27 protein-coding genes are annotated in these 26,966 nt (G+C 45.3%); 15 read left to right on the top strand and 12 right to left on the bottom strand.

Annotated features, from left to right (window positions below; all coding sequences use genetic code 11):
* Positions 1 to 256 precede the first annotated feature (256 nt).
* Both QUB04_RS13860 and QUB04_RS13855 read right to left on the bottom strand, forming a co-directional pair.
* Positions 257 to 577 (bottom strand): type II toxin-antitoxin system PemK/MazF family toxin, encoded by a 321-nt coding sequence (locus QUB04_RS13860; RefSeq protein WP_333285042.1) that lies wholly within the window; start codon positions 575 to 577, stop codon positions 257 to 259.
* Positions 574 to 867 (bottom strand): hypothetical protein, encoded by a 294-nt coding sequence (locus QUB04_RS13855; protein WP_333285040.1) that lies wholly within the window; start codon positions 865 to 867, stop codon positions 574 to 576. Before QUB04_RS13855 ends, QUB04_RS13860 begins: the two co-directional genes overlap by 4 nt.
* 334 nt (positions 868 to 1,201) lie before the next feature.
* Between QUB04_RS13855 and QUB04_RS13850 the strand changes: the two genes are divergently transcribed.
* From QUB04_RS13850 to QUB04_RS13835, 4 genes are all read left to right on the top strand, one after another.
* Positions 1,202 to 1,492, top strand: a complete 291-nt coding sequence (locus tag QUB04_RS13850; RefSeq protein WP_333285038.1) for a hypothetical protein — start codon at positions 1,202 to 1,204, stop codon at positions 1,490 to 1,492.
* Positions 1,489 to 1,668, top strand: coding sequence for a type II toxin-antitoxin system RelE/ParE family toxin (locus QUB04_RS13845; protein WP_333285036.1), 180 nt, complete (start codon positions 1,489 to 1,491; stop codon positions 1,666 to 1,668). Before QUB04_RS13850 ends, QUB04_RS13845 begins: the two co-directional genes overlap by 4 nt.
* 126 nt (positions 1,669 to 1,794) lie before the next feature.
* Positions 1,795 to 2,007 carry a hypothetical protein gene (locus QUB04_RS13840; RefSeq protein ID WP_333285034.1) on the top strand — a complete coding sequence of 71 codons (213 nt, stop codon included), beginning with the start codon at positions 1,795 to 1,797 and terminating at the stop codon, positions 2,005 to 2,007.
* Between the two features lie 15 nt (positions 2,008 to 2,022).
* Complete coding sequence (locus tag QUB04_RS13835) at positions 2,023 to 2,160, top strand: hypothetical protein (protein ID WP_333285032.1); 138 nt, start codon at positions 2,023 to 2,025, stop codon at positions 2,158 to 2,160.
* Between the two features lie 239 nt (positions 2,161 to 2,399).
* Here the strand turns inward: QUB04_RS13835 and QUB04_RS13830 are convergent, their stop codons facing one another.
* Complete coding sequence (locus QUB04_RS13830; RefSeq protein ID WP_333285030.1) at positions 2,400 to 3,473, bottom strand: radical SAM protein; 1,074 nt, start codon at positions 3,471 to 3,473, stop codon at positions 2,400 to 2,402.
* A gap of 447 nt (positions 3,474 to 3,920) precedes the next feature.
* On the opposite strand from QUB04_RS13830, the gene QUB04_RS13825 reads away from it, so the two are divergent.
* The 3 genes from QUB04_RS13825 (at position 3,921) to QUB04_RS13815 (ending at position 6,730) form a co-directional block, all read left to right on the top strand.
* Positions 3,921 to 4,715, top strand: coding sequence for an ABC transporter permease (locus tag QUB04_RS13825; RefSeq protein WP_445301052.1), 795 nt, complete (start codon positions 3,921 to 3,923; stop codon positions 4,713 to 4,715).
* Positions 4,716 to 5,046: 331 nt separating this feature from the next.
* Complete coding sequence (locus tag QUB04_RS13820; RefSeq protein ID WP_333285028.1) at positions 5,047 to 5,910, top strand: aldo/keto reductase; 864 nt, start codon at positions 5,047 to 5,049, stop codon at positions 5,908 to 5,910.
* 142 nt (positions 5,911 to 6,052) lie between these two features.
* Entirely contained in the window at positions 6,053 to 6,730 is a 678-nt protein-coding gene (locus QUB04_RS13815) for a GIY-YIG nuclease family protein (RefSeq protein WP_333285026.1), read from the top strand.
* A gap of 154 nt (positions 6,731 to 6,884) precedes the next feature.
* Here the strand turns inward: QUB04_RS13815 and QUB04_RS13810 are convergent, their stop codons facing one another.
* On the bottom strand, positions 6,885 to 7,733 hold the full coding sequence (locus tag QUB04_RS13810) for a DUF3598 family protein (RefSeq protein ID WP_333285024.1): 849 nt from the start codon (positions 7,731 to 7,733) through the stop codon (positions 6,885 to 6,887).
* A 114-nt stretch (positions 7,734 to 7,847) separates the two neighbouring features.
* On the opposite strand from QUB04_RS13810, the gene QUB04_RS13805 reads away from it, so the two are divergent.
* Positions 7,848 to 8,657: an SAM-dependent chlorinase/fluorinase gene (locus tag QUB04_RS13805; RefSeq protein WP_333285023.1), complete on the top strand. Its 810-nt coding sequence runs from the start codon at positions 7,848 to 7,850 to the stop codon at positions 8,655 to 8,657.
* A gap of 207 nt (positions 8,658 to 8,864) precedes the next feature.
* Here the strand turns inward: QUB04_RS13805 and leuS are convergent, their stop codons facing one another.
* The 3 genes from leuS to aat all read right to left on the bottom strand — a co-directional run bounded on the left by leuS (position 8,865) and on the right by aat (position 13,072).
* The gene (gene leuS / locus QUB04_RS13800; protein WP_333285021.1) at positions 8,865 to 11,423 is read right to left on the bottom strand and encodes a leucine--tRNA ligase; all 2,559 of its coding nucleotides are present in this window, start codon (positions 11,421 to 11,423) and stop codon (positions 8,865 to 8,867) included.
* A gap of 250 nt (positions 11,424 to 11,673) precedes the next feature.
* The gene (locus tag QUB04_RS13795; RefSeq protein ID WP_333285019.1) at positions 11,674 to 12,375 is read right to left on the bottom strand and encodes a Uma2 family endonuclease; all 702 of its coding nucleotides are present in this window, start codon (positions 12,373 to 12,375) and stop codon (positions 11,674 to 11,676) included.
* Positions 12,376 to 12,475: 100 nt separating this feature from the next.
* Entirely contained in the window at positions 12,476 to 13,072 is a 597-nt protein-coding gene (gene aat, locus QUB04_RS13790; RefSeq protein ID WP_006633846.1) for a leucyl/phenylalanyl-tRNA--protein transferase, read from the bottom strand.
* Positions 13,073 to 13,118: 46 nt separating this feature from the next.
* On the opposite strand from aat, the gene QUB04_RS13785 reads away from it, so the two are divergent.
* Positions 13,119 to 13,448, top strand: coding sequence for a hypothetical protein (locus tag QUB04_RS13785; protein WP_333285017.1), 330 nt, complete (start codon positions 13,119 to 13,121; stop codon positions 13,446 to 13,448).
* Positions 13,449 to 13,645: 197 nt separating this feature from the next.
* On the opposite strand, the gene rpsN is transcribed toward QUB04_RS13785, so the two are convergent.
* The 4 genes from rpsN to QUB04_RS13765 form a co-directional block, all read right to left on the bottom strand.
* Positions 13,646 to 13,948 (bottom strand): 30S ribosomal protein S14, encoded by a 303-nt coding sequence (rpsN, locus tag QUB04_RS13780; protein ID WP_333049990.1) that lies wholly within the window; start codon positions 13,946 to 13,948, stop codon positions 13,646 to 13,648.
* 260 nt (positions 13,949 to 14,208) lie between these two features.
* A complete protein-coding gene (nth, locus tag QUB04_RS13775) occupies positions 14,209 to 14,871 on the bottom strand; it encodes an endonuclease III (protein WP_333285015.1) in 663 nt (220 codons plus the stop codon).
* A gap of 459 nt (positions 14,872 to 15,330) precedes the next feature.
* Positions 15,331 to 16,425 carry an RIP metalloprotease RseP gene (rseP, locus tag QUB04_RS13770; RefSeq protein ID WP_333285013.1) on the bottom strand — a complete coding sequence of 365 codons (1,095 nt, stop codon included), beginning with the start codon at positions 16,423 to 16,425 and terminating at the stop codon, positions 15,331 to 15,333.
* Between the two features lie 35 nt (positions 16,426 to 16,460).
* Complete coding sequence (locus tag QUB04_RS13765) at positions 16,461 to 16,622, bottom strand: hypothetical protein (protein ID WP_333285011.1); 162 nt, start codon at positions 16,620 to 16,622, stop codon at positions 16,461 to 16,463.
* Between the two features lie 57 nt (positions 16,623 to 16,679).
* Between QUB04_RS13765 and QUB04_RS13760 the strand changes: the two genes are divergently transcribed.
* The 6 genes from QUB04_RS13760 to QUB04_RS13735 all read left to right on the top strand — a co-directional run bounded on the left by QUB04_RS13760 (position 16,680) and on the right by QUB04_RS13735 (position 24,208).
* Positions 16,680 to 17,357: an ATP-dependent Zn protease gene (locus QUB04_RS13760; protein WP_333285009.1), complete on the top strand. Its 678-nt coding sequence runs from the start codon at positions 16,680 to 16,682 to the stop codon at positions 17,355 to 17,357.
* Between the two features lie 115 nt (positions 17,358 to 17,472).
* Positions 17,473 to 18,024, top strand: a complete 552-nt coding sequence (locus QUB04_RS13755) for a hypothetical protein (RefSeq protein ID WP_333285007.1) — start codon at positions 17,473 to 17,475, stop codon at positions 18,022 to 18,024.
* Between the two features lie 348 nt (positions 18,025 to 18,372).
* On the top strand, positions 18,373 to 18,930 hold the full coding sequence (locus QUB04_RS13750; protein ID WP_333285005.1) for a Uma2 family endonuclease: 558 nt from the start codon (positions 18,373 to 18,375) through the stop codon (positions 18,928 to 18,930).
* Positions 18,931 to 19,378: 448 nt separating this feature from the next.
* Positions 19,379 to 20,809, top strand: coding sequence for an MFS transporter (locus QUB04_RS13745; RefSeq protein WP_333285003.1), 1,431 nt, complete (start codon positions 19,379 to 19,381; stop codon positions 20,807 to 20,809).
* A 539-nt stretch (positions 20,810 to 21,348) separates the two neighbouring features.
* Positions 21,349 to 21,522, top strand: coding sequence for a hypothetical protein (locus tag QUB04_RS13740; RefSeq protein ID WP_333285001.1), 174 nt, complete (start codon positions 21,349 to 21,351; stop codon positions 21,520 to 21,522).
* Between the two features lie 328 nt (positions 21,523 to 21,850).
* Complete coding sequence (locus QUB04_RS13735) at positions 21,851 to 24,208, top strand: polysaccharide biosynthesis tyrosine autokinase (RefSeq protein WP_333284999.1); 2,358 nt, start codon at positions 21,851 to 21,853, stop codon at positions 24,206 to 24,208.
* Positions 24,209 to 24,432: 224 nt separating this feature from the next.
* Here the strand turns inward: QUB04_RS13735 and QUB04_RS13730 are convergent, their stop codons facing one another.
* Positions 24,433 to 26,892, bottom strand: coding sequence for a CBS domain-containing protein (locus tag QUB04_RS13730; protein ID WP_333284997.1), 2,460 nt, complete (start codon positions 26,890 to 26,892; stop codon positions 24,433 to 24,435).
* Positions 26,893 to 26,966 lie beyond the last annotated feature (74 nt).

Below are 26,966 nucleotides of genomic sequence, written 5' to 3'. Positions count from 1 at the left end.
TCTACCCATTCCCCCCCAGATGTCAAGCCGGATTTTGTTAAGAAAGATGTGAGTAAGGCATAGCTTCTTAAGGGGGGGACAAGATGTTCATTGAAATTGTCGGCGGAGGGGCGATATTTAGGGAATAGTTTCAGAATTAGTTTATCTCAAATGATGTCTACTTGACAATTAGGGTGATCGCCCCTTTGGAATAAGTCAAAACGTGCGATCGCTTTTTATATTATTCTACATTCTCAAATTCATCCATTTGCAGTGTCTACTGCAATGCCACCTGTAATCTGGATACATAATCTGCTGAAAGAGATCCCATTTTTTTGATTAATCGCTCTCTATCGATCGCTACTATTTGATAGCAAAGCGCCACTGAATCCTGTGTTAAACCACCTTCACCTGTTGGCAAAATAATTGTCCCTGGTATTTTAGCACGCCGCAGATTACTTGTTACCGGAATTATTACCACCGTCGTAGTAAAGCGGCCTAATGTATCTCGCTGTACAATAATGACTGGTCTAATTCCTGCTTGTTCTGAACCTTTAGAAGGATTCAGATCGGCTAAATAAATATCTCCTAGCCTCAAATTTTATCCTGTTGCTGAAGTTGGGGCAGATAATCACTTAAGACAACTTCTGCAAAAGCTAAATCTTGGGTGGCAAACTCAGCTTTTAGGACCGCAGCTTCCTCATCAGAAATGGCATCCCATTCTTGAAATAATTGCTTTTTACTAACAGGTTTTTGAGTTGGTTTTTGTTTAGTAGCTTGCTGTTTGTCAGCCAGATATTTCGCGATCGCGCGTTCTAGTTCCTGTAACTCGAAAAATTCCAGCATTTCAAGCTGATTAACAATTTGGTTGAGGATTGCCTGTGACATCGGTTTTCACTTTTTGCGCTTGCCTAGTTTATCTATTATACAAATATTAGCTTCCAGTGGGTTATCGTTCGTTGAAGAGATCGAGGGGCGATTCCCTAGGGTAGGGGCTGGGCTTCACGCTCTTTGGGGGTGTGAGTGCGATCGTTCTTTTCAAATAAACTTTACATGGTTCTGCATATCCGATAATTCAAGTACCTCCCAGAGCGAGAGCGCCTTTTTCTATCTGCCACAGTCAAGAGCGATTCCCTACGGGATAGCTTCGCTTCACGCATTTTTGTAATAAAATACGATACAGTAGAAGTATTGTCCAACCCTGGCCCCATCCGAGGTAACAATGCAAATCACCTTGAGCCAAGAGCAAACCCAAGTCCTTGAAGCTTTAGTAAAGCACGGTCAATATCCCTCCCTTGAAGAAGCAATTAACACAGCCTTGCTGTTATTAATCGATGATGTTACTTTATCCGATGACGGCAACAGCCCAAACTATTTAGCGTGGGTACAAGAAACTGGGAAGAAAATCGATATAGCACGAGAACAAGCACAACGGGGTGAGTTGCTCAATCCAGACGATGTATTAGCTCAACTTAGAGATAAAGTGAAAAAAGCCAGAGAATTAAGAGCATGAATCGCTTGCTTATTACGATCGAAGCGAGTCGAGATTTATCCGAAATTTCCGATTACTTTTTGGCGCAAAGCGTGGATGCAGGAGAGCGCTTTGTGGAAAAATTTGGTAAAAAATGTCAGCAGATTGCACAGTTTCCATATTGGGGGCGATCGTATTCACAATTTTCTCCCAGTTGACGTGGTGTGCCATTGATGGGATACATCATTTTTTATTAAATAGTTGGTGATGGTATTGAGATTTGGCGCGTTATTAGTGGTGATCGTAACTTGCAGGATGTTTTCAATACTGATTGAGTAAAAGCAATGCCCTCGCTCTTGTGTCTGGGAAGGTCGATCGCTCTTTTTGGCATAGAAAGGTCGATCGCTCTTTTGGGAATGGAAAGGGATATTGAAAAATACTTAAACTACCTGATTGCCAATCAAGATTTGTTCCAGCAGACAACATCCACAATTTGCGGGATGGTAGCAATCGCACAGGTGGAATTGAACCGGGAGCAGCAAGAGAGGGAATGTTAGCGCGATCCAGAACAAATGGAAATCGGCAGGAAGAAGGAAGACAAAGAGAAAAAGCGATCTCGCCAACTTGAGAATATCATATTTTTGTCGGAACTGCGATACTGGGTATCCTACCGCTGGCGAGAAAAATATCCCCCAGAATCCTGCCACTGACAAGAAAAATATTGCCCAGGTAAAGCGGTGCGTGAGAGTCAATAGTAAAGGGCTGCGGTGCAATGATTTTTCACCGTCACCCACCCTACGACTGATACAAAACATTGTATTCGTAGGGAAACGGCATTGCCCTGTCCTTTAGCAAAACCGAACGGGAATACAATTAATCAAACAAAAAACCGGGTTTCTGATCAAACCCGGCCACCATGAACAAAAGCAATATTAACACTGCTCAAACCTCAATTCTTTAATAACTTCATCCCCATTTTCACTTTGTCCAAAATCGTCTTTTGCGAGACACAGGTAATCAGACAAAGCTTGCCGCAATTCAAAGTATCGCGACGGACTTCCTGAGCTTTTTGGCCGTACCAAATCTCGCGGGCGCTGGCGTCTTTCACATTACCAATTACCGGAAACTCATCGCACAATTTCACATCGCCGCGCGTATCAATCCAGTAATTTCGCAGTCCAACGCGACAAGGACGAGCTGAATCTGGAGCTTTTTCTTCCGCAAAGTGAGGAATCATCAATCGCAACACTTCATCGCTGTTCATAATGGGAGCGCCGTTGTTTTTCATTTCAATTAGCCGCTCGATTACTTGGGAAAATTCCTCCATGTCTTCTTTTTCAATCCACAATTCCTCGTATGTTTCTGGCGTCCAGCGGTTGACCGGTTGGAAGTTCACCGTCGTCGCCCCAATTCCCTGAGCCCAGGTAACTATTTCCGGGAGGTGGCGGAAATTGAGTCGGTTCATTGTCGGTTTGACGTTGATCGGAAACAAGACGTTCTGTTTTTCTTGTTCTTCGCGCAGATAGCCGATTCCTTTAGAAAGCCGATCGAACAATCCGGGTTGACCCCGCAAATAATCGTGCAGTTCTGCGTTCGGCCCGTCAACGGACATATTCACATTAAAAGGACGAGCAGCGACAGTTTTGGCTGCGTTTTCCCTGGTCATGCAATAGCCGTTGGTGGTGACGCCGGCGTGAATGCCATTTTTATTCGCAAAGGCCAGCAAGTCTAGAAAACCTTTTTTAATATAAGGTTCGCCGCCGCTAAAGTTGATTGAAAATTCGCCCACAAATTCTTTGACGCTCAAGAGGGCATTTTGCCATTCTTCGATCGTCATTTCGTCTTTATATTCTTTGAGTCGCCAATACTCGCACTGGCGGCATTTAACATTGCAGCGCTCGTTGACAATCCCGTAAAAAGTGACAGGGCTTGTCACGTCGTATCCTGTATTGATCCGCAGCGATTCGGCTACTGCACTCTTGGTGTGCTTGACGCCCAGTCTCGATAATGTTAAAGCATCCATGTCTTTTTTTCCTTACGTGTTGTTAGCTAGGTCAATTCCTCGATCCCTCTTTTATGCGTATAATTACGCATTCCTGATTACGTATTCCTTTTGAGTACGTATGCCCCATCCTAAGTGTTCGGTTTGGGTATGGCTAGAGGTTTTTGAAATATTTATAATATTAAGACTTGTAACATATTAGTATTTCCAATCTATCAAGCGAGGCTTTGTGTGAAGACATGAATTCGGCTTAATAATTGCCACAATATATGGGCTTAAGATTGACTTTAATTAATAATTGTAATTTCTCTTTAAAATTGGTTAAATAACTTAATACAGTTGGTCAGTAAAACTACGTAGGTAAGCGGTATCAATAATTTATTGTTATAGTGAAATGAGCAGCCAGTACAGCAGTTAACTTCACACAAGCTTTACAATAGGGGAATTTAAGTATTTACACGGCAAAAAATGGCTATAAACATGGGACGATATTTGCACGTACTGAAATTGTTCTGGGGTGCGGCGATCGCAGCGGAACTAGAATACCGAATCAACTTTGTCCTCGCGGCCATCAGCAGCCTCGGAAATCTTACTGGCAGCTTGTTTGGGCTGTTTTTGTTCTACCGTACCGGTTACACGTTTTCGGGGTGGAAATGGGAAGAGGCTTTAGTTGTACTCGGTATTTTCACGATTTTGCAGGGGTTTTCGTCAACGTTTCTAGCACCTAATCTCAGCCGTATTGTCGATCGAGTCCAGCAAGGTACTCTCGATTTCGTACTCCTCAAACCCATCAGTTCCCAATTTTGGCTATCTGCAAACACAGTTTCGCCTTGGGGAATCCCAGATTTAATCTTCGGCACCGTATTGCTGCTGTATGCTGCCAACAAATTGGGAGTAGCAATCGGCAACTATTTTTTAACAGCAATACCGCTGTTATTCGGAACTATTACTCTTTACAGTATATGGTTTATGTTAGGGGCCACCAGCATTTGGTTTGTCAAAATTTACAATGTTACCGAAGTCCTCAAAGGATTGTTAGAAGCGGGTAGATTTCCAATGGCAGCTTATCCAGCAGCTTATCGATTTTTCTTCACTTTCGTAGTTCCCGTTGCCTTCTTGACGACTGTGCCTGCAGAGGCCATGCTGGGGAGAGGTGAAATCGTTTGGATCGCAGGGGCGGGAATATTGGCGATCGGGCTGTTATTTTTCTCCCGCTACTTCTGGCAATTTGCACTCCGCTTTTACACCAGCGCTTCCAGCTAGTTAAGTAGGTATAGCCTTTCGAGCTCTCATATGAGGTACTATGCGGCATAGGGCATAGGGCATAGGGCATAGGGCATAGGGCATAGGGCATACCTCACTTTTTTGAGAACCGCTATAGGTAAGCTGCTGCGGATCGAGATTGTCTATTATGTTTGAGAGGGAGAGGATTTGACACGTGGGGAATAGGGAATCGAAATATACATTTTCAAGGCAAAACAGCTTATCTAAAAAATATTTGTTTCAATTTACTTAGATAGTTAAATAAATGTAAGATTTCAACCTATCCTTGAAATGTAAACTGGAAATAAACCACGCAAACGAAGGGAAACCAATGAAAAGAAAAAAACTGGGTAACAGTAATTTTACTATCAGCGCGATCGGTCTTGGAGGTATGCCAATGTCCTTAAGCGGCCGGCCGCCCGAAGATCAATCAATTGCGGTAATTCACCGCGCCCTCGATTTGGGTGTCACCCTAATTGACACCGCAGATTCCTACTGCCAAGATGAATCCGACAAACACCACAATGAACAACTGATTGCCAAAGCTTTGGAACAGTACACCGGAGATACTCGGGCCGTTACTGTCGCCACTAAAGGTGGCTTAATGCGGCCTCAAGGTGCATGGACGCGCAACGGCAATCCCCACCATTTGCGCCAGACAATTCGCGAAAGTTTTGAAGCGTTGGGCGGCAAGGAACCGATCGACCTTTGGCAGTACCACTCGCCCGATCCCGCTTATACCATCGAAGCAGCCCTAGCACCCGCAAAAGAAGCAGTAGAAGCAGGAATGATTCGATTTATTGGAGTTTCCAACTTTTCTGTAGAGCAGATCAAACGTGCCCGCGATACAGTAGAAGTTGTCTCCGTGCAGAATCAGTACAATCCGTGGCACAGACAGCCGGAATCAGACGGGGTTCTGGAATATTGCGAAACCGAAAAACTGACATTTTTTCCTTGGAGTCCTTTGGGAGGAAGCCGCCGCGCCACCAGCTTGCAAGATATGCCCGCGATCGCCAAATTAGCAGCAGAAAAAAACGTTTCAGTTTACTGTATAGTATTAGCTTGGTTGATGGCCCAATCGCCTTGCGTCGTTCCGATTCCCGGTGCGACCAAAGTATCGAGTATTGAGGACTCTGTGCAGGCGCTCGAAGTTAAATTGACTGACGAGGAATTGCAACAAATTGCCGTAAGTTAAGTATATAAGGGCCACAAAAACAGTAGAACAGGCAAGATGCCTGTTCCACAAAGAGAACTTAATTGTGGGGTGGGTTGAAAAACCCGCCCCTGAAAGGGGGATTTAATGAGTAAAGTTGACATTTTTTGAGGAATTGGGTTTTATGGAAGCTAATCAAGTGAATGCCGATCGAGACGTAGCAATTGAACATCAAAACGTACCTGTCGCCCATGAAGGACTGCACAACTTTTTATACAGTTCCGAGTCAGAACACAGCGCAGCCGCTGCTATTTCTGAATTAGAAAATGACGGCACGCAAGTAATGTCGATCGATACGTGGCGCGATTTGGCAACTAACGCGAAAGTCGCCGGCGTGTACGCTGTAATGGACACTTCCCGCAACACTCAGTTTATCGGTTATTCGCGAAATATCCTGCTTTCAATCAACGGTCACATCGCCCAAAACGGAGTCGAAAATTGCGCTTTCCTGCGCGTGCAAACTTTCAAATTCCCCAAGCGGGAAGAAATGGAAAGTTTGCGCGATATGTGGATAGCCGAACTCGGCAGCATTCCCCCCGGCAACGGTGCTGAAAGCGAAATGTGGGCGGCTACGGTAGGCCAAGCAGCGCGATCGGCAATGTCTGCTGAGGAACAAAAAGCTTATGAGGAAAAGAAGCTGAAATTGCGGAAAGCAATGGCAGATTCCACTCTTACCAAAGAGTTAGAAACAGCCGCCAAAAGTGATGAGGAACGCACTAAGGATTTGGAAGCGGCTGTTAACAATGATGATTGGAGTGCGGTGATTCAATCGCAAACCCAGGAAACCAAGTCCGATTCCTAAATCGGAAAAATGTTTGTCATGCTGATATCTTGTACTATTTTTAGAACGGGCAAGATGCCCGTTCCACAATACAGCAAGTTTATGGTGGGGAGTAGGGGTTGGGCTTATGGCTCGCCCAAAATCCTCAATCTTAATCATCAACAACTGATCGGGATTAATGACTAACTTTGCGTTCCGTAACTAAAGTCAAACTTACCCATTCACCCCGATCGTTGTAACTGCGAATCATCCGAAACCGTAAGTCAGGTTCTACCAACCAACCAGCCTCGAAAAATATAGGTTTTCTGGATTCAATCTTGACAGGTAAAGTGCAAGAACCGCCGTCAGGAAGCAGGACAACTTGCACCGGCGAAGCACCTTCGTTAAAGTGCAGAACTGAACCGTCTATGGTGGCGCTAGAAGTGATAACACTAGCATTACTGCCAAAAGTGATTTTGTGCACTAGGCGATCGCTACTTTCTAAATGCAATTGTAAATTGGTAGAATAGGTATCAGGAGAACGCAAATCTGGATACATTGTCACCGCCTCGCCCTGCCACTCTCCCAGCAAATCGTCAACAGTTAAATGCGGACGTTCGGGGACATTTTTATCAAGCTGCTTTTCGCGAATTAAGATAAGTTTTGATAAATTGCCGTCGGTATTGTATGTCAGAGGGAAGCGCAACCGGCGAGAATTGTAGATAAAACCAAACTCGGCACCGCACTCAGAATAAGGCGCTAGTTGAATAGTTCCCTGACAAAAAGCTCCATTCTCAAAAAACAGGATATCTCGTCCCAAACTTTGATATTCTCGAACAAGTTCGCTCACTTCCGGTTCGCCCACACCGCTAGGATTTGGTGAAAACCGACGGAGTTTCAATCGCACTGTTTTGTTGTCATTGAAACCTTCGAGAGAAATAATGCTAGGAGTATCTTGAAGTACCTCTCCTCGCGGGGATAACTGGGTAAAGGAACCGTGCCATTCTCCCAAGTTTTGCAGAAAGTTTTCCCATTGTGATACCATATTTTTACCTCGCAATATCTCGCAATTTTATCAGGAGTTATGACTTTTTAAATTGCTGAATTTATTGGTTTTCTTCCTTCTTCCTTCTTCCCTCTTCTTTCTTCCTTATGTTATATGTCTAAAAATAAAATTATAACTCTGCTTACGGATTTTGGATTAAGCGATGTTTATGTGGGAGTGATGAAAGGTGCGATCGCCCAAATTAACCCGCAGTTAAAAGTTATTGACATTACGCACCACATACCATCTCAAAATATTGCGGCGGCGAGGTTTTGTTTGATGACTGCTTTTGCTTATTTTCCGCCGGAAACCGTACACGTTGCTGTCGTCGATCCGGGGGTGGGAAGCAAGAGACGCGGGGTTGCGATTAAATGTGCTAATTGCTTTCTTGTCGGGCCCGATAACGGGTTGTTTAGCGGGGTGTTGAGTCGGGAAAGTGCGATCGCCTGTGTCGAACTGACCAACCCCAAATACTGGCGCACACAAGAACCCAGCAGCACTTTCCACGGTCGCGATATTTTCGCTGCAGCGGGCGCTCACTTGGCCAACGGGGTGGCATTGGAAGAGTTGGGGGAGGAGCTCGACCCTGCAAGTTTAGTCGAGTTAGAGATACCAAATTGTGCCGTTACAGCCACAGGTGCAGCAGGCTGCATTCAATATGTCGATCGCTTTGGCAACCTAATTACTAATATCCCGAATAATTGCATTATAGGTAACAATTGGTCATTGACAATTAGCAAGAGTTCTGATGCAATTCGCATCCCCAGCGGTAAAACCTACAGCGACAGCCAACCGGGCGATTTAATTGCCATAACTGGTTCTGACGGTTGGGTAGAAATTGCCGTTAATGGCGGCAGCGCTCAATCTGTATTAAAATTGGAATGCGGAGCGATCGTGCAATTGCTTTTTGAAACTAACAATTAAATAGGACTTACGCATCGGTGGTCAGAAACCGGGTTTTTTACGAAAATACTTTGTTATAATCAGCAGATTCCCTAAAAAACCCGGTTTCTTTGGCGGAGTGCGTAAGTCATTATCTGGAAATTTTTAGATTACTCATTTTTGGCATGGCTAATTCTTAACTGCAAGTATTAAAAACCCGGTTTATTAAAGAAACCGGGTTTCTCATCTTTATCCAGCTACCACGAAATTAACCAACTTTCCAGGCACCACAATTACCTTTTTAATCTCCTTACCTTCCAGGTGACGCTTAGCCAATTCCGACTCGCGAGCAAACTTTTCCAAAGCATCTTTATCAGCACCAGAAGGCACTTGAATTGTGCCGCGAGTCTTGCCCATAACTTGAATTACCAGCGTAATTTCATCGGTAATTAATGCAGATGGATCGACACTCGGCCAAGTTTGCGTATGCACCGATTCACTGTTACCAGTATTGTGCCACAACTCATCAGCAATGTGCGGCGCAAAAGGCGCTAACAAGCGAATCAAAGTGTTAATTCCTTCGGCATAAATTGGCGAATCTTTACATTTAGCATCATTCAAAGCATTGCTGAGTTTCATCATTTCCGAAACAGCAGTATTGAACTGATAATCGCCCTCCAAATCTTCGCTCACTTCCTTAATTGCAGTGTGAATCGCCCGCCGCAAATCCTTCTCAGGTTTACTTAAAACCTCTTTCTCCCCCCCTTCGCAAGGGGGGGCTGGGGGGGGTGAACCAAACTCTGTAACCACGCGCCAAACGCGATTTAAAAAGCGAAATTGCCCTTCCACATCAGCGTCGTCCCACTCCAAATCCTTCTCTGGCGGCGCTTTGAATAAAATAAACATCCGCGCCGTATCTACCCCATATTTGCCCATAACTTCCAAGGGGTCAACGCCATTGTATTTTGATTTGGACATCTTCTCGTAGAAGACTTCCAAAGCTTCGCCCGTTTGAGGATCTTTGGGATTTGCGGGGTCTATATCTGCTGGGGGAACGTATTTGCCAGTAACAGGATTTTTATAGGCCATTGCTTGCACCATGCCTTGAGTTAACAGGCGTTTAAATGGTTCGTCACAATTGATCAAACCCCGATCGCGCAAAACCTTGGTAAAGAACCGCGAATACAGCAAGTGCAAGATTGCGTGTTCGATGCCGCCCACATATTGGTCTACGGGCATCCAATCATTTGTCTTCGTCGTATCGAAGACTTGCTCTTGATTTTGAGCATCGGGATAGCGCAAGAAATACCACGAAGAATCGATAAAAGTATCCATCGTGTCTGTTTCCCGCTTCGCCGCAGTGCCGCAACTCGGACAAGGAACGTTTACCCATTCTTCCATCTTTGCCAAGGGCGAACCTTTGCCCGTAAATTGTACATTTTCCGGCAACAATACGGGCAAATCCGATGCGGGTACGGGAACAGTTCCGCAGGTGGGACAGTGAATTACGGGAATCGGAGCGCCCCAATAACGCTGTCTGGAAATTAGCCAATCTCTCAAACGATATTGCACTCGCGCTTTGCCATAACCTTCATTTTCGGCATATTCAATCACTGCTGCTTTGCCTTTAATTGAATCCATGCCGTTGAAGTTGTCGGAATGAATCATAATTCCTGGTTCGGTGTAAGCTTCCGTCAGCGGCAGCTCATCATCATCCACAATTACTACTTTAATTGGCAGTTGATATTGATTGGCAAATTTGAAATCTCGCGTGTCGTGGGCGGGTACTCCCATGACTGCGCCGGTGCCGTATTCGTACAGCACATAATCGGCGATCCAAATGGGAATTTCTTCGCCGTTGAAAGGGTTGATTGCTTTGCCGCCTGTGGGGATGCCGCGCTTTGGTTTGTCTTCGGCTGTGCGATCGATCTCGCTTTGGGCGGCGACTTCTTTGATGAAGGTTTCTACGACCGCTTTTCTGTCTGCGGTTGTCACGCGCTGAGTTAGTGGATGTTCGGGCGCTAAAACAAGGTAACTGACGCCGTAAACTGTATCGGGACGTGTGGTGAAAACGGCGATTTTTTCATCCATTCCGACAATCGGAAATTCTAAGTAAGCGCCGACTGATTTGCCGATCCAGTTGGCTTGCATTAATTTGACTCTTTCGGGCCAATCTGGCAATTTGTCTAAGTCGTTTAATAACTGTTCGGCGTAATCGGTAATTTTGAGGAACCACTGCCGCAATAATTTGCGCTCGACTTTGGCACCGGAACGCCAGGAACGACCTTCGTTATCTACTTGTTCGTTTGCTAAGACTGTTTGGTCGATCGGGTCCCAATTAACTGCGGCTTCTTTTTGATATGCTAATCCTGCTTCTAAAAATTGTAAGAAAATCCATTGAGTCCACCGATAATAATCGGGAGAACAAGTTGTAACTTCTTTTGTCCAATCAAAGGAAATGCCGAGACGCCGAAATAAGCCTTTCATTTGGGCAATATTTTCATACGTCCATTTTGCCGGGGGAATTCCGCGCTCGATGGCGGCATTTTCTGCGGGTAAACCAAAAGCGTCCCACCCCATCGGATTCAATACCCGATAACCTTGCATTCGCTTGAGTCTGGCAATTACATCGATGATTGTGTAGTTGCGGACGTGTCCCATGTGCAGGTTTCCCGACGGGTAGGGGAACATGGATAAGGCATAAAATTTAGGCTTTTGGGTTTCTTCTGGCATCTGGTCTAAGTTTTGCTCAGCCCATGTCTGCTGCCATTTTTCTTCTATGGATTGGGGGTTATATCTGGAATCCACAACAATTGCTCCGTGCAGGGTTTAGTAATGTTTGCTTCAGTATTTTTACACATTCAAGGGGCTTCGATTCTGATTTTTCTGAGCTCCAAGGATTTTGGCTCTAATCTCTGTATTATATATTGTAGTATATGTAATTTTAGCTGGGGGGCGATCGACCAAATATCCCGGTTCGCCCTGAAAAAAGTAAATAACTGCAATCCCCAGAAACCCGATTTCTTTGACAAACCGGGTTTATTCTCCTAGTTCGAGCTTAGATGCTATCTGGATCGATGTTCAATTCGCGCAGTTTGGCGGCTAAACGTTCGGCTTTTTGAGCTTCTTGTTCTGCCCGCTGCGAGGCTTCTTCTGCACGCTGAAATTCTTGTTCTGCGCGCCGTCGCTCTAATAGCCGCTCTGCATTTATTTCGGAATAGGAAAGAAACTTTTCTCCATCAGGGCGATAGATTTCTAACCCTTCTTCTGGCAACTCAAACCGCACTCCCAGTCTGGGACTTATCCATCCCTCCATCGGTTCAATTGGTTCTAAGATTCCTTCAATTCTTTGCCAACCTTCTAACTGATTTCTTTCGGGATCGTAAAGGTAATACTCCTCGACTCCATAACGATAGTAAAATGAAAGTTTCTTGTTCATTTTTGTGTTACTATCGTTGTGGGAGCGAATTTCAAAGACGACTTGGGGAGCAATATTATCTTCGCGAGATTGTATGTATGAACGTCGCTCGCCTTTTGGTCTACCAAATATCACCATCGTATCCGGCGCTTGAGAAATATCTGGTCTACCTTCAACCGGATACCACAGTAAATCGGCGGCTACAAACACGTTGGGGTCATCTTCAAACAGCGATTCGCAACCTTCTTTGATTGTGACAATTAATTTGTATTGTATTGTGCTGTCTGCCATTGGTTGACCGTCGCTGCTGGGATAAATAATTTCTTCGGTTGTGACTTGCATAGTGGTTGTCTCCGAGAAGTATCTGAGCTTAATTATACTATTGTTTGAAGCAACTATTCGAGCCGAAAATGACATTGCCCTTTCCCTACTGACAGAATATTCAAAATAGCGAGCAGCGGCGCTTCAAAGCTGCTTGCAAAAGAGTGTTGTACAGTTTTTCTTTAACAGTATAAGCGCCGAATCTTTCCAAGTGCGGATTGTTCATTTGAGCATCGAACATCAGATAAGATCGATCGCGCAATCTCTCCACCAACTTCACCATCGCCACCTTAGAACCCTCGGGAATTCGGTAAAACATCGACTCCCCAATAAACGCACCGCCGATCGACAATCCTAAAATACCGCCCGCCAATTCGTCCCCGCACCAAGTCTCGAAGCTGTAAGCCCAACCGGCCTCATACAAACCCCAGTAAATCTTCTTGAGCTCCTTAGAAATCCAAGTCGTTTCGCGATCGGCACAACCCTCAACCACTGCCCCAAAATCGCGGTTCACAGCCACCGAAAATCGATTTTGATTGATTTGGCGACGCAGGGATTTCGGATAGGTAAATCTTTCATCCAGGGGAATCAGCGCCCGCTGACGGCTCGAATACCACCCCAAACTTTCCTCGCCGTCATTTGCCATCAAGAAATAGCCTTGCGCGTATCCTTGTATAATTGTCGGTATATCATATTGCATATATTTATCAGTTGTCATTTCTCAGTTAACTTTTCAAAGTCAACATTAGCAATTAGGAATAATCATGTCTGAAACCATTGAACCTATTACCTTACCGCCCGCCATAAACCCCGAACAAGAAGGCCAATGGCTCCAACAAACGCTGCTGGCATGGCTAGACTCCGAGTTTATCCCAGAAGCAGCCAACCAGCAAATAGCTAAAAGAGCTGCCCAAATCTATGTCCGCCAGCGCATGGAAGGCGAAAATGACGTGGGCAGCCTCGTAATTGCGATCGTCACCGAAATGCAGGCCTATGATTTTTCTAAAAGCTTCTACGGCGAATTTGCGATCGCCAATGCCGTCAGCGACTTGTTACTCGAAAGTCTCGGCATCGATAAATGCTGTGGCCAGTGAAGCAAGAAGGAGGAAAATTTAACTCATAAGTCTGAAACAAAAATCAACCCCAAACCTAATCCTGCCGATTAATTGTGAGTTTTTTTCTTCCTTCTTCCTTCTTCCTGACATCCGTTACATCCGTTACATCCGTTACATCCGTTACATCCGTTACATCCGTTACAGAATCCGTTGCCGAACTTCCTTCTTCCTTCGTGCTACCAGCTAGACTTCACAACACCGGGCAAAAGACCTTCGTGAGCCATTTCTCGCATCATGTTGCGAGACAGTCCGAAGTCACGATAGTAACCTCTGGGCCGTCCAGTTGCCCAGCAGCGGTTCCGCAAGCGAGTCCGCGAACTGCTGCGGGGTAGCTGTTGTAGTTGGCGGTGAATCGCCATTTTGTCCATCTGATTGTTAGCTTGGTCAAACTGCTCTTTCAGGTCTTCCCGCTTGTCGGCGTACTTGTCTACGAGTCTCTGGCGCTTTTTCTCGCGCTCGACCATGCTCTTCTTAGCCATAATCTGTTGATATCCTTAGATAAATCACAATCTACTATTTTACTATATTTTGGTGATTTCGGCTCGCTTGTATTTGAATTATTTCTTTTGTCAACAAGATTTTTAGCAACAGGCAAGATGCCTGTTCCACAATAAGTCAACATTTTTGTGGTACAGGCATCTTGCCTGTACTTAACATTGGTGCAATACCTAACTATTAGCAAAAGGGTACAAATCTGCAATAAGTCAACATTTTTGTGGTACAGGCATCTTGCCTGTACTTAGTTTTGGTGCAATACCAAACTATTAGCAGAAGGACACAAATCTGCAAGTTCGCAAATATTGCAAGCCGGATTTCTCGCATTACAAACCGCCCTACCGTGATAAACCAACCGAATCGACCAATTTTCCCAATCCGGCTGCGGCAACAATATCATCAAATCCCGCTCGATCCTTATAGGATCGGTATGTTCGGTCAATCCCAACCGCTGACTCAAACGTTTGACGTGAGTGTCTACCGTCACCCCCATATTAATACCAAAAGCGTGGGCGAGAACGACATTAGCTGTTTTGCGGGCAACTCCGGGCAATTCTAACAGCAGTTCCATCCGCTGCGGCACTTGATTGTTAAATTTATTGACGATCGCCTGACAAGCACCTTTAATATTTTTAGACTTATTGCGGTAGAAACCAGTCGATCGCACCAGACTTTCGAGCTCTTCTATATCAGCATTTGCCAAAGCAACCGCATCGGGGAAACGCTTAAACAAAGCCGGCGTTACCAAATTTACTCGATCGTCCGTACACTGAGCCGAGAGAATCGTCGCCACCAGCAACTGCACGGGAGTTTGGTAGTTGAGAGTGCAAGGAGCTTCTGGATAGAGGCGTTTGAGGCGAATCAGAATTTCGAGCGATCGTTGTTTTAAACTTAACTTTTTAGTCATTAGTCAGTAGTCAGTAGTCAGTAGTCAGTAGTCATTAGTCATTAGTCAGTAGTCATTAGTCATTAGTCATTAGTCATTAGTCATTAGTCATTAGTCATTTGTTATTAGTCATTAGTATTGTAGGGTGCGTCAGTCCCCAGCGTTTCCCTTGCCGATGGAAGCGATCGAGCTGACGCACCCTACTGGCCTCGTTAGTGGTTTAAATGCTCCACAGCTTAGTCATTAGTTATTTGTTTTTAAGTGGTTCCCAGGCACGACCGGGGAACCCATAACCAGAGGCTCTGCCTCGCTTGCTTAGGAAAAAAAGAAGATGGAAAAATAGGAAAATAGGAAAACGGAAAACTAGACATAATTCTTCCTTCTTCCTTCTTCCTGAAATCCGTTACATCCGTTACATCCGTTACATCCGTTACAGAATCCGTTGCCGAACTTCCTTCTTCCTTCTTCCTTCTTCCTTTACTATTGCATCAAAAATCGAAAATCTATCCCAGCCAAATTAGCTGTATCGCGAATAATCAAGAAAATTCCCAAACCCAGCAACAACACCAAACCAGTCTGCATGACATTTTCCTGAATGCGGTTCGGCAGAGGCTTGCCCCGCAGTCCTTCTATTAACAGAAAAGCTAGCTGACCGCCGTCCAAAGCAGGTAAAGGCAAGATATTAATCACAGCCAAATTGATGCTAATTAACACCGCATACTGAAACAAACTCGCAGCATCCGATTTGGCAATCCCTGCACCAATCGCCACAATCGCCACAGGCCCGGACAACTTGTCGGCAGTCTGGCTGAAATTGCTAAGTAACTGCCCGAAACCTTGAACCGTCAGCACCACAATCCGCTCAAATTCTTTGGCGGCCTTGCTAAACGCCTCTACAAATCCGGCCCTCTGCCGCACCACAGTGCCGTTAGAAGTTAGCTGCACGCCAATGCGACCTTTGCCGTCGGGCGACTCTTCAGGAGTTACTGTCACCACAAATTTTTGTTCTTGGCGCTGAATTTCCAACGCTAGGGGTTGGTTGGGATGATCTTGGATTGCTGCGACCAATAATTTGACTGCTTCGCCGGAAGCGCCCAATTCCTTGCCGTCAACAGACAGAACAACGTCGCCCGATCGAATTCCCGCTTGTTTGGCGGCCGAACTGACTTCTGCGGCGACTTCCGGGACTTTAACTCCCGGTAGGTAGTTCATTTGTGCAGCGCCGACAGTGCTCAATTGCACCACCAGCAGGAAATAAGCAAAAATTAAGTTGGCAACTACCCCTGCGCTAATGACGATCGCCCGATCGAGCACGGGGCGATTTTTGAGCAAATTCGGGTCATTTGGGGGAATTGTACTGTCTGGATCGTCGTCCGGGAAACCCACGAAACCTCCCAGGGGAAAGGCGCGGAGGGCGTATTCAGTTTCCGGGCCTTGGTACTTCCAGAGGATGGGCCCGAAACCGATAGAGAAGCGGTTGACGTGGATATGTTGAAGTCTCGCCGCCAGGAAGTGGCCGAGTTCGTGAACGACAATCAAGATACCTAAAACTGCGATCGCTGCCAAAACTGACATGAAGGATTCCACTAACACTTTTACTGGACTTTGATTTATTTTAATATCTTTTTAATATCGGTGGCTTCGGAGGGACAATTTTCAGTCAAACTGGAAAGTGGTGTTTTTGTCGGAAGTCCCGGCTGCTGCGATCGACCCGACGCTGCCAAACCGATCGCGCGATCGTACCTGAGTTTACCTCTAAAACCCATTCCCATTACCAATTCCCTATTACAAATTACCCATTACCAATTCCCAGTTACCCATTCCCCATTATGAAAGACACTTCTTTGAATATTATCGCTATTTCTATCTTTGCCATCACCGTTTCAATATTGTTGGGGCCCCTATTCAACTTGCCAGAAGCCGTACCTGCGATCGCCACTTTTTGCCTATTGGGGCTAGCCACCCTTGACAGTTTCCAGTGGCAAGGTCAAGGCGGTACTATTTTATTAGATTGGCTGGGGGGAACTTCCAAACAAAAGCGCGATCGTATCCTTCACCACGAAGCCGGACACTTCCTAGTCGCGTACCTGTTGGGAATTCCCGTAACCAGCTACGCCCTCAACGCTTGGGAAGCATTTAAACAAGGTCAAACAGCCCAAGGCGGCGTCCGATTTGAAGACGAGCAATTAGCATCTCAACTCCAAAGTGGCACTCTTTCTGCCCAACTTTTAGACCAATATTGTACCGTGTGGATGGCCGGAATAGTCGCCGAAAAATTTGTTTACGGCAGCGCACAAGGAGGAGCAGAAGACCGCACCAAAATTAGTGCAATTTTAACACAACTGCGCCGTCCCAGTTCCGAGATTCAACTTAAACAAAACTGGGGTTTGCTGCGAGCAAAAAACCTGCTCGAAAGCCACAAATCAGCTTACGAAGCCCTAGTAGCAGCAATGGAAGAAAGAGCAACAGTTGCCGAATGCTACGCCATAATTCAGCAAAATTTATAGGAAAAAGATTACGCACTCTTGCCTTATAAACCCGGTTTCTCTGTAGATTTCTCACCAAAACAAAAAAAATGCGTAGAAACCGAGTTTAAGAGCGTATTATAGGGATTAAAAATTCATGTCCGAACCAAAAGATTTCCCAACAACACTGCAAACAGCGAACCCAAATACAGAAAAATTGTTGTGGCTGTTCGGTTTTCGGATCGACCCCGGCACCGAAATACCAAATCTATATACTCTAATTGTCTATGGAGAACAAGAGCCGCCCTTAGTAGCGGGCGGTCAACTTGTATTTTTTACCCGTCCAGAACTAGCGATTAACGCTCTCCAATTGTGCAATATCGATGTCAGCAAACTGGGAAAGCCACCCACACAAATAGACGCTATTTGCGACATTGCAGAAACGCTGTACTTGCTCGATGCCGAAGATTTTGACGAGTCAGCTACTATCCTCAACTGTTTGAACGCGCTTTTCGATTTAGTGAAAGCTACTTTAATACCGATGCCAACTGAATACAAGCGCATACTTTATGATTTTGCAGACCATTTGAATATTGAGGAAGAGTTTGCAAGTTTTTTAGACGCAGAAGATATTCAGCGATCGGAAATTGTCAATGCCATTTTGTGGTGTGTGGGAGCAATTACAGCTAAATCTAGATTGCTGACATAGCAATTTTAGTTTGGGATTTTAGATTGGGGATTTTGGATTTAAAGTAGTCCGGGACTCTACCAAAGAAACCGGATTTTTTACCATTGTTAAAGTCTCTCATCGAGTATTTTGATAAAAAACCCGGTTTCGGCCAGGGCTGTTTCGGGGCAACCACGGGGGGATTGCCCCTACGCAAAACCAGGCTTTTGTAGGGGCGGTGCCCCCGTGCCCGCCCCCACCCACAGATGATTTCATGGACATTTCAGGCATCGGGGCAACCACGGGGGGTTTGCCCCTACAAGAAAATGAAACCGCCCTGCGGTTTCGGCCTCTAGGACTATAGATAATATCGCCAAAGGAAATGGTGCCATGACTGTAACAGATTTACGCTTGTGGACTGTAGACGAATACCGCCGCATGACCGAAACTGGCATTCTCAATCCCGATGAACGAGTCGAATTAATTGACGGGCAAATTATTTCAATGAGTGCAAAAAACCCTCCGCACGCAGCAACTAACCTCTGTGCAGCCGACTATCTCAAAAATCTGCTGGCAGGACTTGCTTTAATTCGCATCCAAGACCCGGTTACTCTAAGTATAAATTCAGAACCAGAACCGGATATTGCTGTAGTGCAAATTGACCCTCGGCTGTACCAAGATTTTCATCCCGCACCAGACAATATTTTCTTATTAATAGAAATAGCTGACACGACTTTAGAAACAGACCGCAAGCGGAAAGCACCGGCTTATGCTAAGGCGGGAATTAGTGATTATTGGATACTTGATGTTAACACGCGGCAAGTTTATGTTTTTCGCGAACCGGGCGAGGCAAACTACCGACAAGAAACAGTATTTAATGAAGATGATGTTTTGTCAATGCTGGCCTTTCCAGAAATAGAAGTTCAGATTTCGCAACTATTTCCTTAAGTCTGTGGGCGGCGGGTTTATGGATATCTTTAGCTACCGATCGATATTTCGGCTAAAACCATCCCCTTGTATGGTGCGTAGCTGCTACGGTATCTACGGGTATTGTGTATATTGATATCGCTCGAATTACCACAACGTTGTAGGGGCGGGTTCACAAACCATACATAACAATGACCGACAATTCATATAAACCCGCCCCCACCCCACCGTAAATCTGAACGTACATTTGGCTTGGAAAGTTGGGTTGGGGCGGGTTTTTGAGATTGTTTGTTTTGGGGCGATTATTGTTGGTGAACCCGCCCCAACAAATCTATCAATTACCAATTACCAATTACCCAGTCTTCAGAATAATCCCGATCGCTACAAAAAACTTAGTATTAGGGCGTAGCGCGAGTTATACTCCTACTGGAAAGACTGTGACTGCCAAAAAATCCCGACATCAAAGTTTATGAGCAACACTTCCGGGCCTCGACCAGCCGCCGACAACCCCAAAACAAAAAAACTCAGCCTCTCAACAAAATTAGCTTACGGTGCCGGCGACCTCGGCCCGGCAATTACCGCTAATGTTTTGGCATTTTACCTCCTAGTTTTCTTTACCAATGTCGCTGGTTTACCGGCCGGCTTAGCCAGTAATATTTTGGTAGTTGGCAAGGTTTGGGATGCCATAAATGACCCGATTGTGGGGGTTTTGAGCGATCGCACTTCTCACCCTTGGGGCCGCCGATATCCTTGGATAATATATGGTGGCATTCCCTTCGGCATATTCTTCTTCTTGCAGTGGATTGTACCTAGCACGGATCACACAGTGTTATTTTGGTACTATGTTGCGATCAGCATTTTGTTCAACACCGCCTACACGGCTGTCAATCTTCCCTACACTGCCCTGACTCCAGAACTTACTCAAGACTACAACGAACGCACTAGCCTTAATAGTTTTCGATTTGCTTTCTCAATTGGCGGCAGCATCTTTTCATTAATCTTAGCTCTAATTATCTTTGCTGTATTTGAAAAGAACCCGAATCAACAATATTTAGTATTAGGTGCAATCAGTGCAGTTATCTCTGTCTTGCCTTTGTACTGGTGCGTTTTGGGAACTCGCAAGCACGTCGCAGCCCAACTATTAGAAAACGCCGAACTAGATAATTCTACATCTTTGCCACTGAAAGAACAGTTGCAGATTGCATTTAGCAATCGCCCTTTTTTGTACGTCATTGGAATTTATCTTTTTTCTTGGCTGGGAGTGCAGTTGACTGCTACTATTATTCCCTACTTTGTTGTTAACTGGATGCAACAGCCACAGTACGTTTTTAGCTTGGTTGCGATCGCAGTTCAAGGCACTGCATTAATCATGCTATTTGTTTGGAGTAAAGTCAGCGAGAGATACGGCAAAAAAGCCGTATATTTTATGGGCATGAGTTTGTGGATTATTGCCCAAGCTGGACTGTTTTTCCTGCAACCAGGACAAGTATTTCAGATGTACTTATTAGCAGTCATGGCAGGTGTCGGAGTTTCCACGGCTTATCTAATACCTTGGTCGATGATACCGGATGTGATCGAACTCGACGAACTGCAAACAGGAGAAAGACGCGAAGGCGTTTTCTATTCGTTTATGGTACTGCTGCAAAAAATCGGATTGGCAGGGGGTTTGTGGTTGGTAGGCCAAGCATTAGAAGGAGCTGGATTTCTATCTACCGTTCCGGGACAGCAGGCACCCGTACAGCCAGATTCTGCGCTCTTTGCGATTCGATTTGCGATCGGGCCGCTGCCCACAATTGCTTTAATTGCTGGCATGATTCTTACATATTTTTATCCCATAACCCGCGAAGTTCATGCAGAAATATTGTTGAAACTTCGAGAAAGAAAAGCACAAAATCAGTAAGCGCTAATAATGAGTAGTTGGTAAGTAGTAAAATCCAAAAACAACAACTACTGATAGCTAATCCGGGCGATATCTATAGCAATCCTCCCATCACGTGCCAACTCTTTTTTTTGTTTAACAGTGTGTCCTCTTCTTATGGCATCGGTTAATTCACAAAAAAGCCCGTTGCGCGTTTCCCGAAAGGATTGCTATAGCTTGCTCGGAGGGCGAATCAAAGCGATAGTTTTAGTAATAGCCCCGGAATGCAGAAACCTAGTTTTTTTACGAAAATACATAAATCGCGCCGCGCCATCCGCCTCGGTAGAAAAACCGCGAAGGCTTGAGTTGTTCGAGATGTCGATCGGGCTTGAGAACACAAATTATTAAATTTTATGTCTGTCGCGCACTAAAGAGCTCAGTATGTGATATAATTACCACGATAAACTAAGTATATAAACTTAATCACTCATCCTACTCCTCAAAAAGTTTATAATTAAAAGAAGAAACAGATTTTTATCGGAAATTGATTCGATTAGTTGCCGTTCCCAAAAATCTGCAGAATGTGGCTAATTATATCTACATGGGAAATGCAAAACTTTTTAGCCGGTCAGTTAGCGCGTAAGTTAACAAGTGCTTCTGCCGTTGACTGCGAAACGAAAAATGGCATAGAGGACAAACCAATACCAGCGCAAGCGGCGGCTGAGGTGTTACCGTCAATTGTAAAAGTTTGGTAAAGTTATTGCGCCCCCTGTCGCGAAGCTGAGCGACACCCGAAAAAGTTGGCTTCCTCCCCCGGAAACCCTAAATACAAGCACAACGCAGCCGACTCAAATGCAGTCTGATATAACTCTCCAGCAATTGTAAAACAACTTTTGCCGCCGGCATAGCATAGGGATTTAGTTATTTTTGTATACTATGTGAAAGTAGTGAGAACTATTAGAAGGAAGTGGGCTCGACCAACCAATAATTTCGTGTGATATCCTTAAGCCAATGCTCAAAGTATCAACCCGAAGGCTCGCAGAAGAAAGCTGATTTTACCTACACAATATCAAAGAGGTCAACATGGAAAGAGAACAGGACGCTCATATCGTACCCATTAGCAACCAGAGCCGACAGGTGCAGCAATTTTCCGTTGACGAGGGAGAAGAGTTAAGCGCGCAGCCTCAGAAAGGATTGAATCTAAAGCCGTTGTTGAGGACTTTTCAGCGACAAGCCCTAATCATTATTGGGATTATATGTCTAGTAGGCGCTGGAGCTGTTTATCAGATCAAGGGAGGCAAGAAAACATATCAAGGCGATTTTCGGCTGCTAGTGGAACCCGTGACAACGGAGGCCAGAATTGCTGACCCCTCTGCCCTAGCCAATCGCGGCGATGGGGGGGGAGTGCCTAATCGAGATTTTTTTAGTTTGGACTACGCAACTCAACTTCAAATTCTCCAGAGTCCTCAGATGCTGTCGGCTATTGTTAAACAAGTCCAAAAACGATATCCAGAAGTTACCGAGGAAATTCTTCAAAAAGGATTACTCGTTTTGCGGATGGGAGAAGATGAGAGGACGATGACTAAAATTTTGGAAGTTCGCTTCATGGGGACCGATCCTAAATTAGTTGAGGTCGTTTTACAAGAAACTAAAAAGAAATATTTAAAGTACAGTCTTGACGAACGCAAGACTCGCATTGGTGAAGGTGTTAAATTTATTGAAGACCAGCTTCCGGGACTCAATAAGCGCGTAAACAAGCTGAAATCGGATTTACAGGTGATACAGGAGCAGCAAAAGATTACCAATCCTCAAGAACAAGGCGCGCAATTAATGGAGCAAGTTCGTACCGTAGAAACTTTAGAGTTAGAAACTCAAAGGCTACTGCAAGAACAGAAAACGCTGTACGCTAACTTGCAAAAACAATTAGATTTTACACCAAATGAAGCTATTGCCGCTTCCGCTTTAAGCGAAGAACCTCAATATAAAGAGTTGCTGACCAAGGTTAAGGAAGTAGAAGGTCAGATTGCTGTAGAAACAGCTCGTTTTAAATCTGCTAACCCTATAGTGGAAGCTTTAGAGCGCAAGCGGGCAAATTTAGTAGCTTTGCTCAACCAGCAAACTGATCGAATTTTGGGGCAAAATTTAGTAGGCACCCAAGCCAATTCTAAAGTTCAGAATTTTCAAAATTCGATTCGCATAGGCTTGATTAAACAATTGGTTGATACTGCTAACCAAGTTCAAGTCTTAGAAGCTCGCCGTCAGGCAATCAGCCAAACTAAAAACAATTTAAACCGACAAGCAACAGAATTCCCCACCATAGCCCGCCGCTACAACGAACTGCAACAGCAATTAGAAGTAGCCGCCCGCACCCGCGATCAACTTTTAAGCCAGCGGGAAACTCTGCGCGTCCAAGCAGCTCAAAGCCAAGTACCTTGGGAAATAATTTCTGAACCACGGATACCGCGAGATGCTAAGGGCAACCTGATTCCAGTTGCCACGAAAGCTAAAAACAAATTTGTGATGGCAGTTGTTGGGGCGCTAGTGTTGGGTCTGGGAGCTGCTATCCTCATTGAAAAGTTCCGCAATATTTTCTACTGTGCTGATGACGTTAAAGATGGGGTTGAAGCGCCTTTATTGGGAGCAATTCCTCTTGACAAAAATGCTAGAAAATTGCCACCTTCTATTGCTAATGCCTATGCTTATCTTGAAGGAAAAGAGGGTAATAAGAAAAAGGCTGCGGAATTTATAGAAGCTTTTGACTCTCTTTATACTAATATCCGCTTTCTTTCTTCAAATCGAACGATTAGCTCTTTGGCAATTGGTTCGGCTACAGTTGGCGAAGGCAAATCTACCGTTGCTTTAAACTTAGCTCACGTGGCAGCGCTGGCGGGTCAGCGAGTGCTGTTAGTAGACGCTAATTTGCATTCCCCCAGCCTGCACTTGCTGTTGGAACTGCCTAATGTCAAGGGATTGAGCAACTTGCTCGACCATAAAAACGAACCCAATGAAATTATCCAACGATCGCATCTAGCAGATAATCTTTTTGTATTAACTGCCGGTCTCCCGAATCCTGGTACTGCCAGACGGCTGGCATCATCTCAGATGCAGTATTTAATGGAAGAACTTCAGGCAAAATTTGACTTAGTTATCTACGATACGCCGCCGCTGGCGGACAGTAAAGATACGAATTTTTTAGCGGCGCGCACCGATGGCATACTGATGGTTGTAGCAATTCACCAAGTCCCCTTTTCTGTAGTCAAAAAAGTTTTCAGTCAATTAGAAAATTTTGGCATACCATGCTTGGGCACAGTTGCGAATCATGCCCCTAAACGCAAGAAGTATCCAGCATCGAGATCGTCAGTTGTTGAAGATAAAAATGAATATTTGAATTTGACACCAGCACCGTCTCGTATCCGCAAACTAGCTCCTAAAAAAGAGTGATACCCAACAAAGATGACCTCCAAAAAAAAGGATACAAGCCCCCGACAGGAGTCATGGAAATCCCAAAATTTTAGACTCTTGTTCAATCTCCCAGATTCGTCTGTGGAGTAAATCGAAAATCTAAAATCTTTCGACTGAGCGCGACTTGACGATCGCGCTCGCCGAACCTCTTAGGCCGAAGTCTAAAATCTAAAATCTAAAATCTCAAATTGACTGATGGCGGACTAATTTCCATCGGGATTGGTAGGAAATGTGACGGTAAAATTAGTCCAGCCATTCCTGCTTTCAACCTCAATTTTTCCTTGCAACTGTTCGACAAGTTTTTGAACTAAAGCTAAACCCAAACCTGTACCTCCTTGTTTCCAAGGATCGGCGTTGGGAACTCGATAAAATTTCTCAAAAATTCGAGGCAATTCCTCTATGGAAATGGACGATTGATTGCTGAGTGTAAATTGGATTTCTGAAGCCACAGCACTTGCTTGTCGGGAATTTGTCCTTTGTCCTCCTGGTTCCCCCTCTCCGTTTTTGCACTCAACTTTCAGAAAAATTTCGCCGTCATTGGCAGTATATTTGCAGGCATTGTTGAGGAGTTCGGCTAAAATTCTTCCCAAACTAGCGCGGTTGGAACTGATCGTGGGGAGGTGGCGATCGCACTCTACTCGCAAATCCTGGTGGCGGTCGTGGGCCCGGGTGTAAAACGGGTCGATAATAGTAGGCAGCCAGACTTCTAAGTTTACTGGTTCGAGGTCGATCGGACAAGTTGCAGCTTCGAGCCGCTGCAAATCTAGCAAAGCATTAATCAAATCTGTTTCTCTAGTACATTCTGTTTCTAAAATTTCTAGATAAATCTGGCGCCGATCTGGTGTGGGAGAAATTCGCAGCATATGAATAGCCATTTTTATATTAGCTAAAGGCGTCCGCAGTTCGTGAGAAACTGTGCTGAGAAATTCATCCTTGAGGACGTTTAAATGCTGGAGTTCGTGAACTTTTTGCTGCAATTCGGCGGTGCGTTCTTGGACTTGGCGTTCGAGGTCGGTGTTGAGATTCTGGACTTGCTGATAGAGTTGGGCTTGCTGAATGGCGATCGCGATTTGAGTTGCCAGTTGCAGCAGCAAATCCACTTCCGAAGGCTGCCACTGACGGGATTGGGAACACTGATGAACACACATCATCCCCCACAAATTGCCGTCTTGCAAAATTGGTACAATCAAATAAGCTTTGATTTGCGCTTGCTGGAACCGGGCATATTTTTCGGCGCTCAAACTGGCTTGGTCGAGGTCTGGAACCGCATAAATTTCCTGTTCGACCACCGAAGCAGATTCTTGCCAAATATTATCCGGCATGATTTCTCCCAAGATTGAAGGCCAATTTTCGGCAACGGATTCTGCCACTACAATGCCGTAATTGCTGGACTCTAAATGCAGGATGGCTACTCGGTCAGCTTGCAAAACTTGGCGGACTTCATCGACGCTGGCGTTGAGAATTTCTTCGAGGTTTAAGGATTGGTGAATCCGCAAGGAAATGTGAGTTAACAGCCGATCGCGCTGCAATTGTTCGTGGAGTTTTGCAGTCCGTTCCCGCACCTGCTGTTCCAGTTTGGCATTGCGGCTTTGCAACAGTTCCACTTTTTCGGCTTGCAATTGATAAACCGACTGCTGCAACTGTTTGACAACTCGGTACATTTCGGTGGGGTCGAGGACTCTGAGCAAGCTGGTCTGAGTAATAATTCCCAACAGTTCTCCGCGCCCCCCGCACACGACCAACCGCTGCACTTGTTGCTGCTGCATTTCTTTGTGCGCCGTCCATAGGGAATCGGAAGGTTGAAGAAATTGCAGGGGAGTTCTCATGACTTTTTGAGCTGGGGTTTGCTTGAAATTTAGTTCGAGAAACTGTGCCTGCACAATGTCATATTCGGTAATAATTCCCAGGGGTTGGTGAAAGGAATAGTGAAAAATGGAGGTATAGTCATCTTTGGGCTTCTCCATTGTTAATTCTTTGTTTTTTGTAATCACTACGCAACTGACTTGATGCTCTGACATCAGTTCGGTTATGCTCAGCAGCGAGGCGGTGTGGGGCGCTGTAATTGGCGTAGTCATTAATTCTGCTACCCGCCGCAATTTAAGAATGTTTGAAGGCTGCAATACTTGGCGAATTCTTTCCCGTGTCAGCACTCCTACCAAGTGGCGAAATTGATTGACGATCGGCAAATAGCGAATCTTGTGCTGGCGAAATAAGGATAAAGCGGTAAACACGTCCTGGTCATCGGATTCTGTGAGGGAGACCGACACCGGGGACATCACTTCGGAAATTGGTATTTTGTGCAGGGCTACTTTGTGCTGGTTGTCTATTGTGCCAGAAGCTATCAGCCTCACTAGGTCGGCGGGAGTTAATATGCCGATTAACAGTCCGCGGCTGGGGTTGTCGGATAAGTTGCCTGTGGTAATAGTCTGCTGGTTCTGCACGACGAACACGCAGCGGGCCCGCACCTTTTCCGGCGCGGCTGTTTCGGTCATCGCCCCCCGGTCTGAGGGTACAGGTGTTTTGACTAGGGGACAACTGTTTTGCAACTGACTCATCAGCGCGATCGCCACTGCTAAGGAAGTTTCTGGCCCGGCAGTGAGGGGGTAGCGATCGATCGCTTGTTCTAAGGCTGAGGAGTAAAAGGGTGGGTGGTAGAACGGCATAGTGGATTGCAGGTTGTCAGAGGGCGGCTAACGATCGGGCAAAGCCTTAGGGAACGGCAGAAACAGTTCACAAA

Origin of the sequence: Microcoleus sp. D2_18a_B4 (assembly GCF_036702475.1) — a bacterium.
Lineage (GTDB): Bacteria > Cyanobacteriota > Cyanobacteriia > Cyanobacteriales > Microcoleaceae > Microcoleus.
This window is presented reverse-complemented; position numbering and strand designations above follow the sequence as displayed.

Bases quoted from the DNA above. Each gene is read 5' to 3' on its own strand.
- QUB04_RS13855 (WP_333285040.1), bottom strand. From the start codon at position 867: ATGTCACAGGCAATCCTCAACCAAATTGTTAATCAGCTTGAAATGCTG.
- QUB04_RS13850 (WP_333285038.1), top strand. From the start codon at position 1,202: ATGCAAATCACCTTGAGCCAAGAGCAAACCCAAGTCCTTGAAGCTTTA.
- QUB04_RS13845 (WP_333285036.1), top strand. From the start codon at position 1,489: ATGAATCGCTTGCTTATTACGATCGAAGCGAGTCGAGATTTATCCGAA.
- QUB04_RS13840 (WP_333285034.1), top strand. From the start codon at position 1,795: ATGCCCTCGCTCTTGTGTCTGGGAAGGTCGATCGCTCTTTTTGGCATA.
- QUB04_RS13835 (WP_333285032.1), top strand. From the start codon at position 2,023: ATGGAAATCGGCAGGAAGAAGGAAGACAAAGAGAAAAAGCGATCTCGC.
- QUB04_RS13830 (WP_333285030.1), bottom strand. From the start codon at position 3,473: ATGGATGCTTTAACATTATCGAGACTGGGCGTCAAGCACACCAAGAGT.
- QUB04_RS13825 (WP_445301052.1), top strand. From the start codon at position 3,921: ATGGCTATAAACATGGGACGATATTTGCACGTACTGAAATTGTTCTGG.
- QUB04_RS13820 (WP_333285028.1), top strand. From the start codon at position 5,047: ATGAAAAGAAAAAAACTGGGTAACAGTAATTTTACTATCAGCGCGATC.
- QUB04_RS13815 (WP_333285026.1), top strand. From the start codon at position 6,053: ATGGAAGCTAATCAAGTGAATGCCGATCGAGACGTAGCAATTGAACAT.
- QUB04_RS13810 (WP_333285024.1), bottom strand. From the start codon at position 7,733: ATGGTATCACAATGGGAAAACTTTCTGCAAAACTTGGGAGAATGGCAC.
- QUB04_RS13805 (WP_333285023.1), top strand. From the start codon at position 7,848: ATGTCTAAAAATAAAATTATAACTCTGCTTACGGATTTTGGATTAAGC.
- QUB04_RS13795 (WP_333285019.1), bottom strand. From the start codon at position 12,375: ATGCAAGTCACAACCGAAGAAATTATTTATCCCAGCAGCGACGGTCAA.
- aat (WP_006633846.1), bottom strand. From the start codon at position 13,072: ATGACAACTGATAAATATATGCAATATGATATACCGACAATTATACAA.
- QUB04_RS13785 (WP_333285017.1), top strand. From the start codon at position 13,119: ATGTCTGAAACCATTGAACCTATTACCTTACCGCCCGCCATAAACCCC.
- rpsN (WP_333049990.1), bottom strand. From the start codon at position 13,948: ATGGCTAAGAAGAGCATGGTCGAGCGCGAGAAAAAGCGCCAGAGACTC.
- nth (WP_333285015.1), bottom strand. From the start codon at position 14,871: ATGACTAAAAAGTTAAGTTTAAAACAACGATCGCTCGAAATTCTGATT.
- rseP (WP_333285013.1), bottom strand. From the start codon at position 16,425: ATGTCAGTTTTGGCAGCGATCGCAGTTTTAGGTATCTTGATTGTCGTT.
- QUB04_RS13765 (WP_333285011.1), bottom strand. From the start codon at position 16,622: ATGGGAATGGGTTTTAGAGGTAAACTCAGGTACGATCGCGCGATCGGT.
- QUB04_RS13760 (WP_333285009.1), top strand. From the start codon at position 16,680: ATGAAAGACACTTCTTTGAATATTATCGCTATTTCTATCTTTGCCATC.
- QUB04_RS13755 (WP_333285007.1), top strand. From the start codon at position 17,473: ATGTCCGAACCAAAAGATTTCCCAACAACACTGCAAACAGCGAACCCA.
- QUB04_RS13750 (WP_333285005.1), top strand. From the start codon at position 18,373: ATGACTGTAACAGATTTACGCTTGTGGACTGTAGACGAATACCGCCGC.
- QUB04_RS13745 (WP_333285003.1), top strand. From the start codon at position 19,379: ATGAGCAACACTTCCGGGCCTCGACCAGCCGCCGACAACCCCAAAACA.
- QUB04_RS13740 (WP_333285001.1), top strand. From the start codon at position 21,349: ATGTGGCTAATTATATCTACATGGGAAATGCAAAACTTTTTAGCCGGT.
- QUB04_RS13735 (WP_333284999.1), top strand. From the start codon at position 21,851: ATGGAAAGAGAACAGGACGCTCATATCGTACCCATTAGCAACCAGAGC.
- QUB04_RS13730 (WP_333284997.1), bottom strand. From the start codon at position 26,892: ATGCCGTTCTACCACCCACCCTTTTACTCCTCAGCCTTAGAACAAGCG.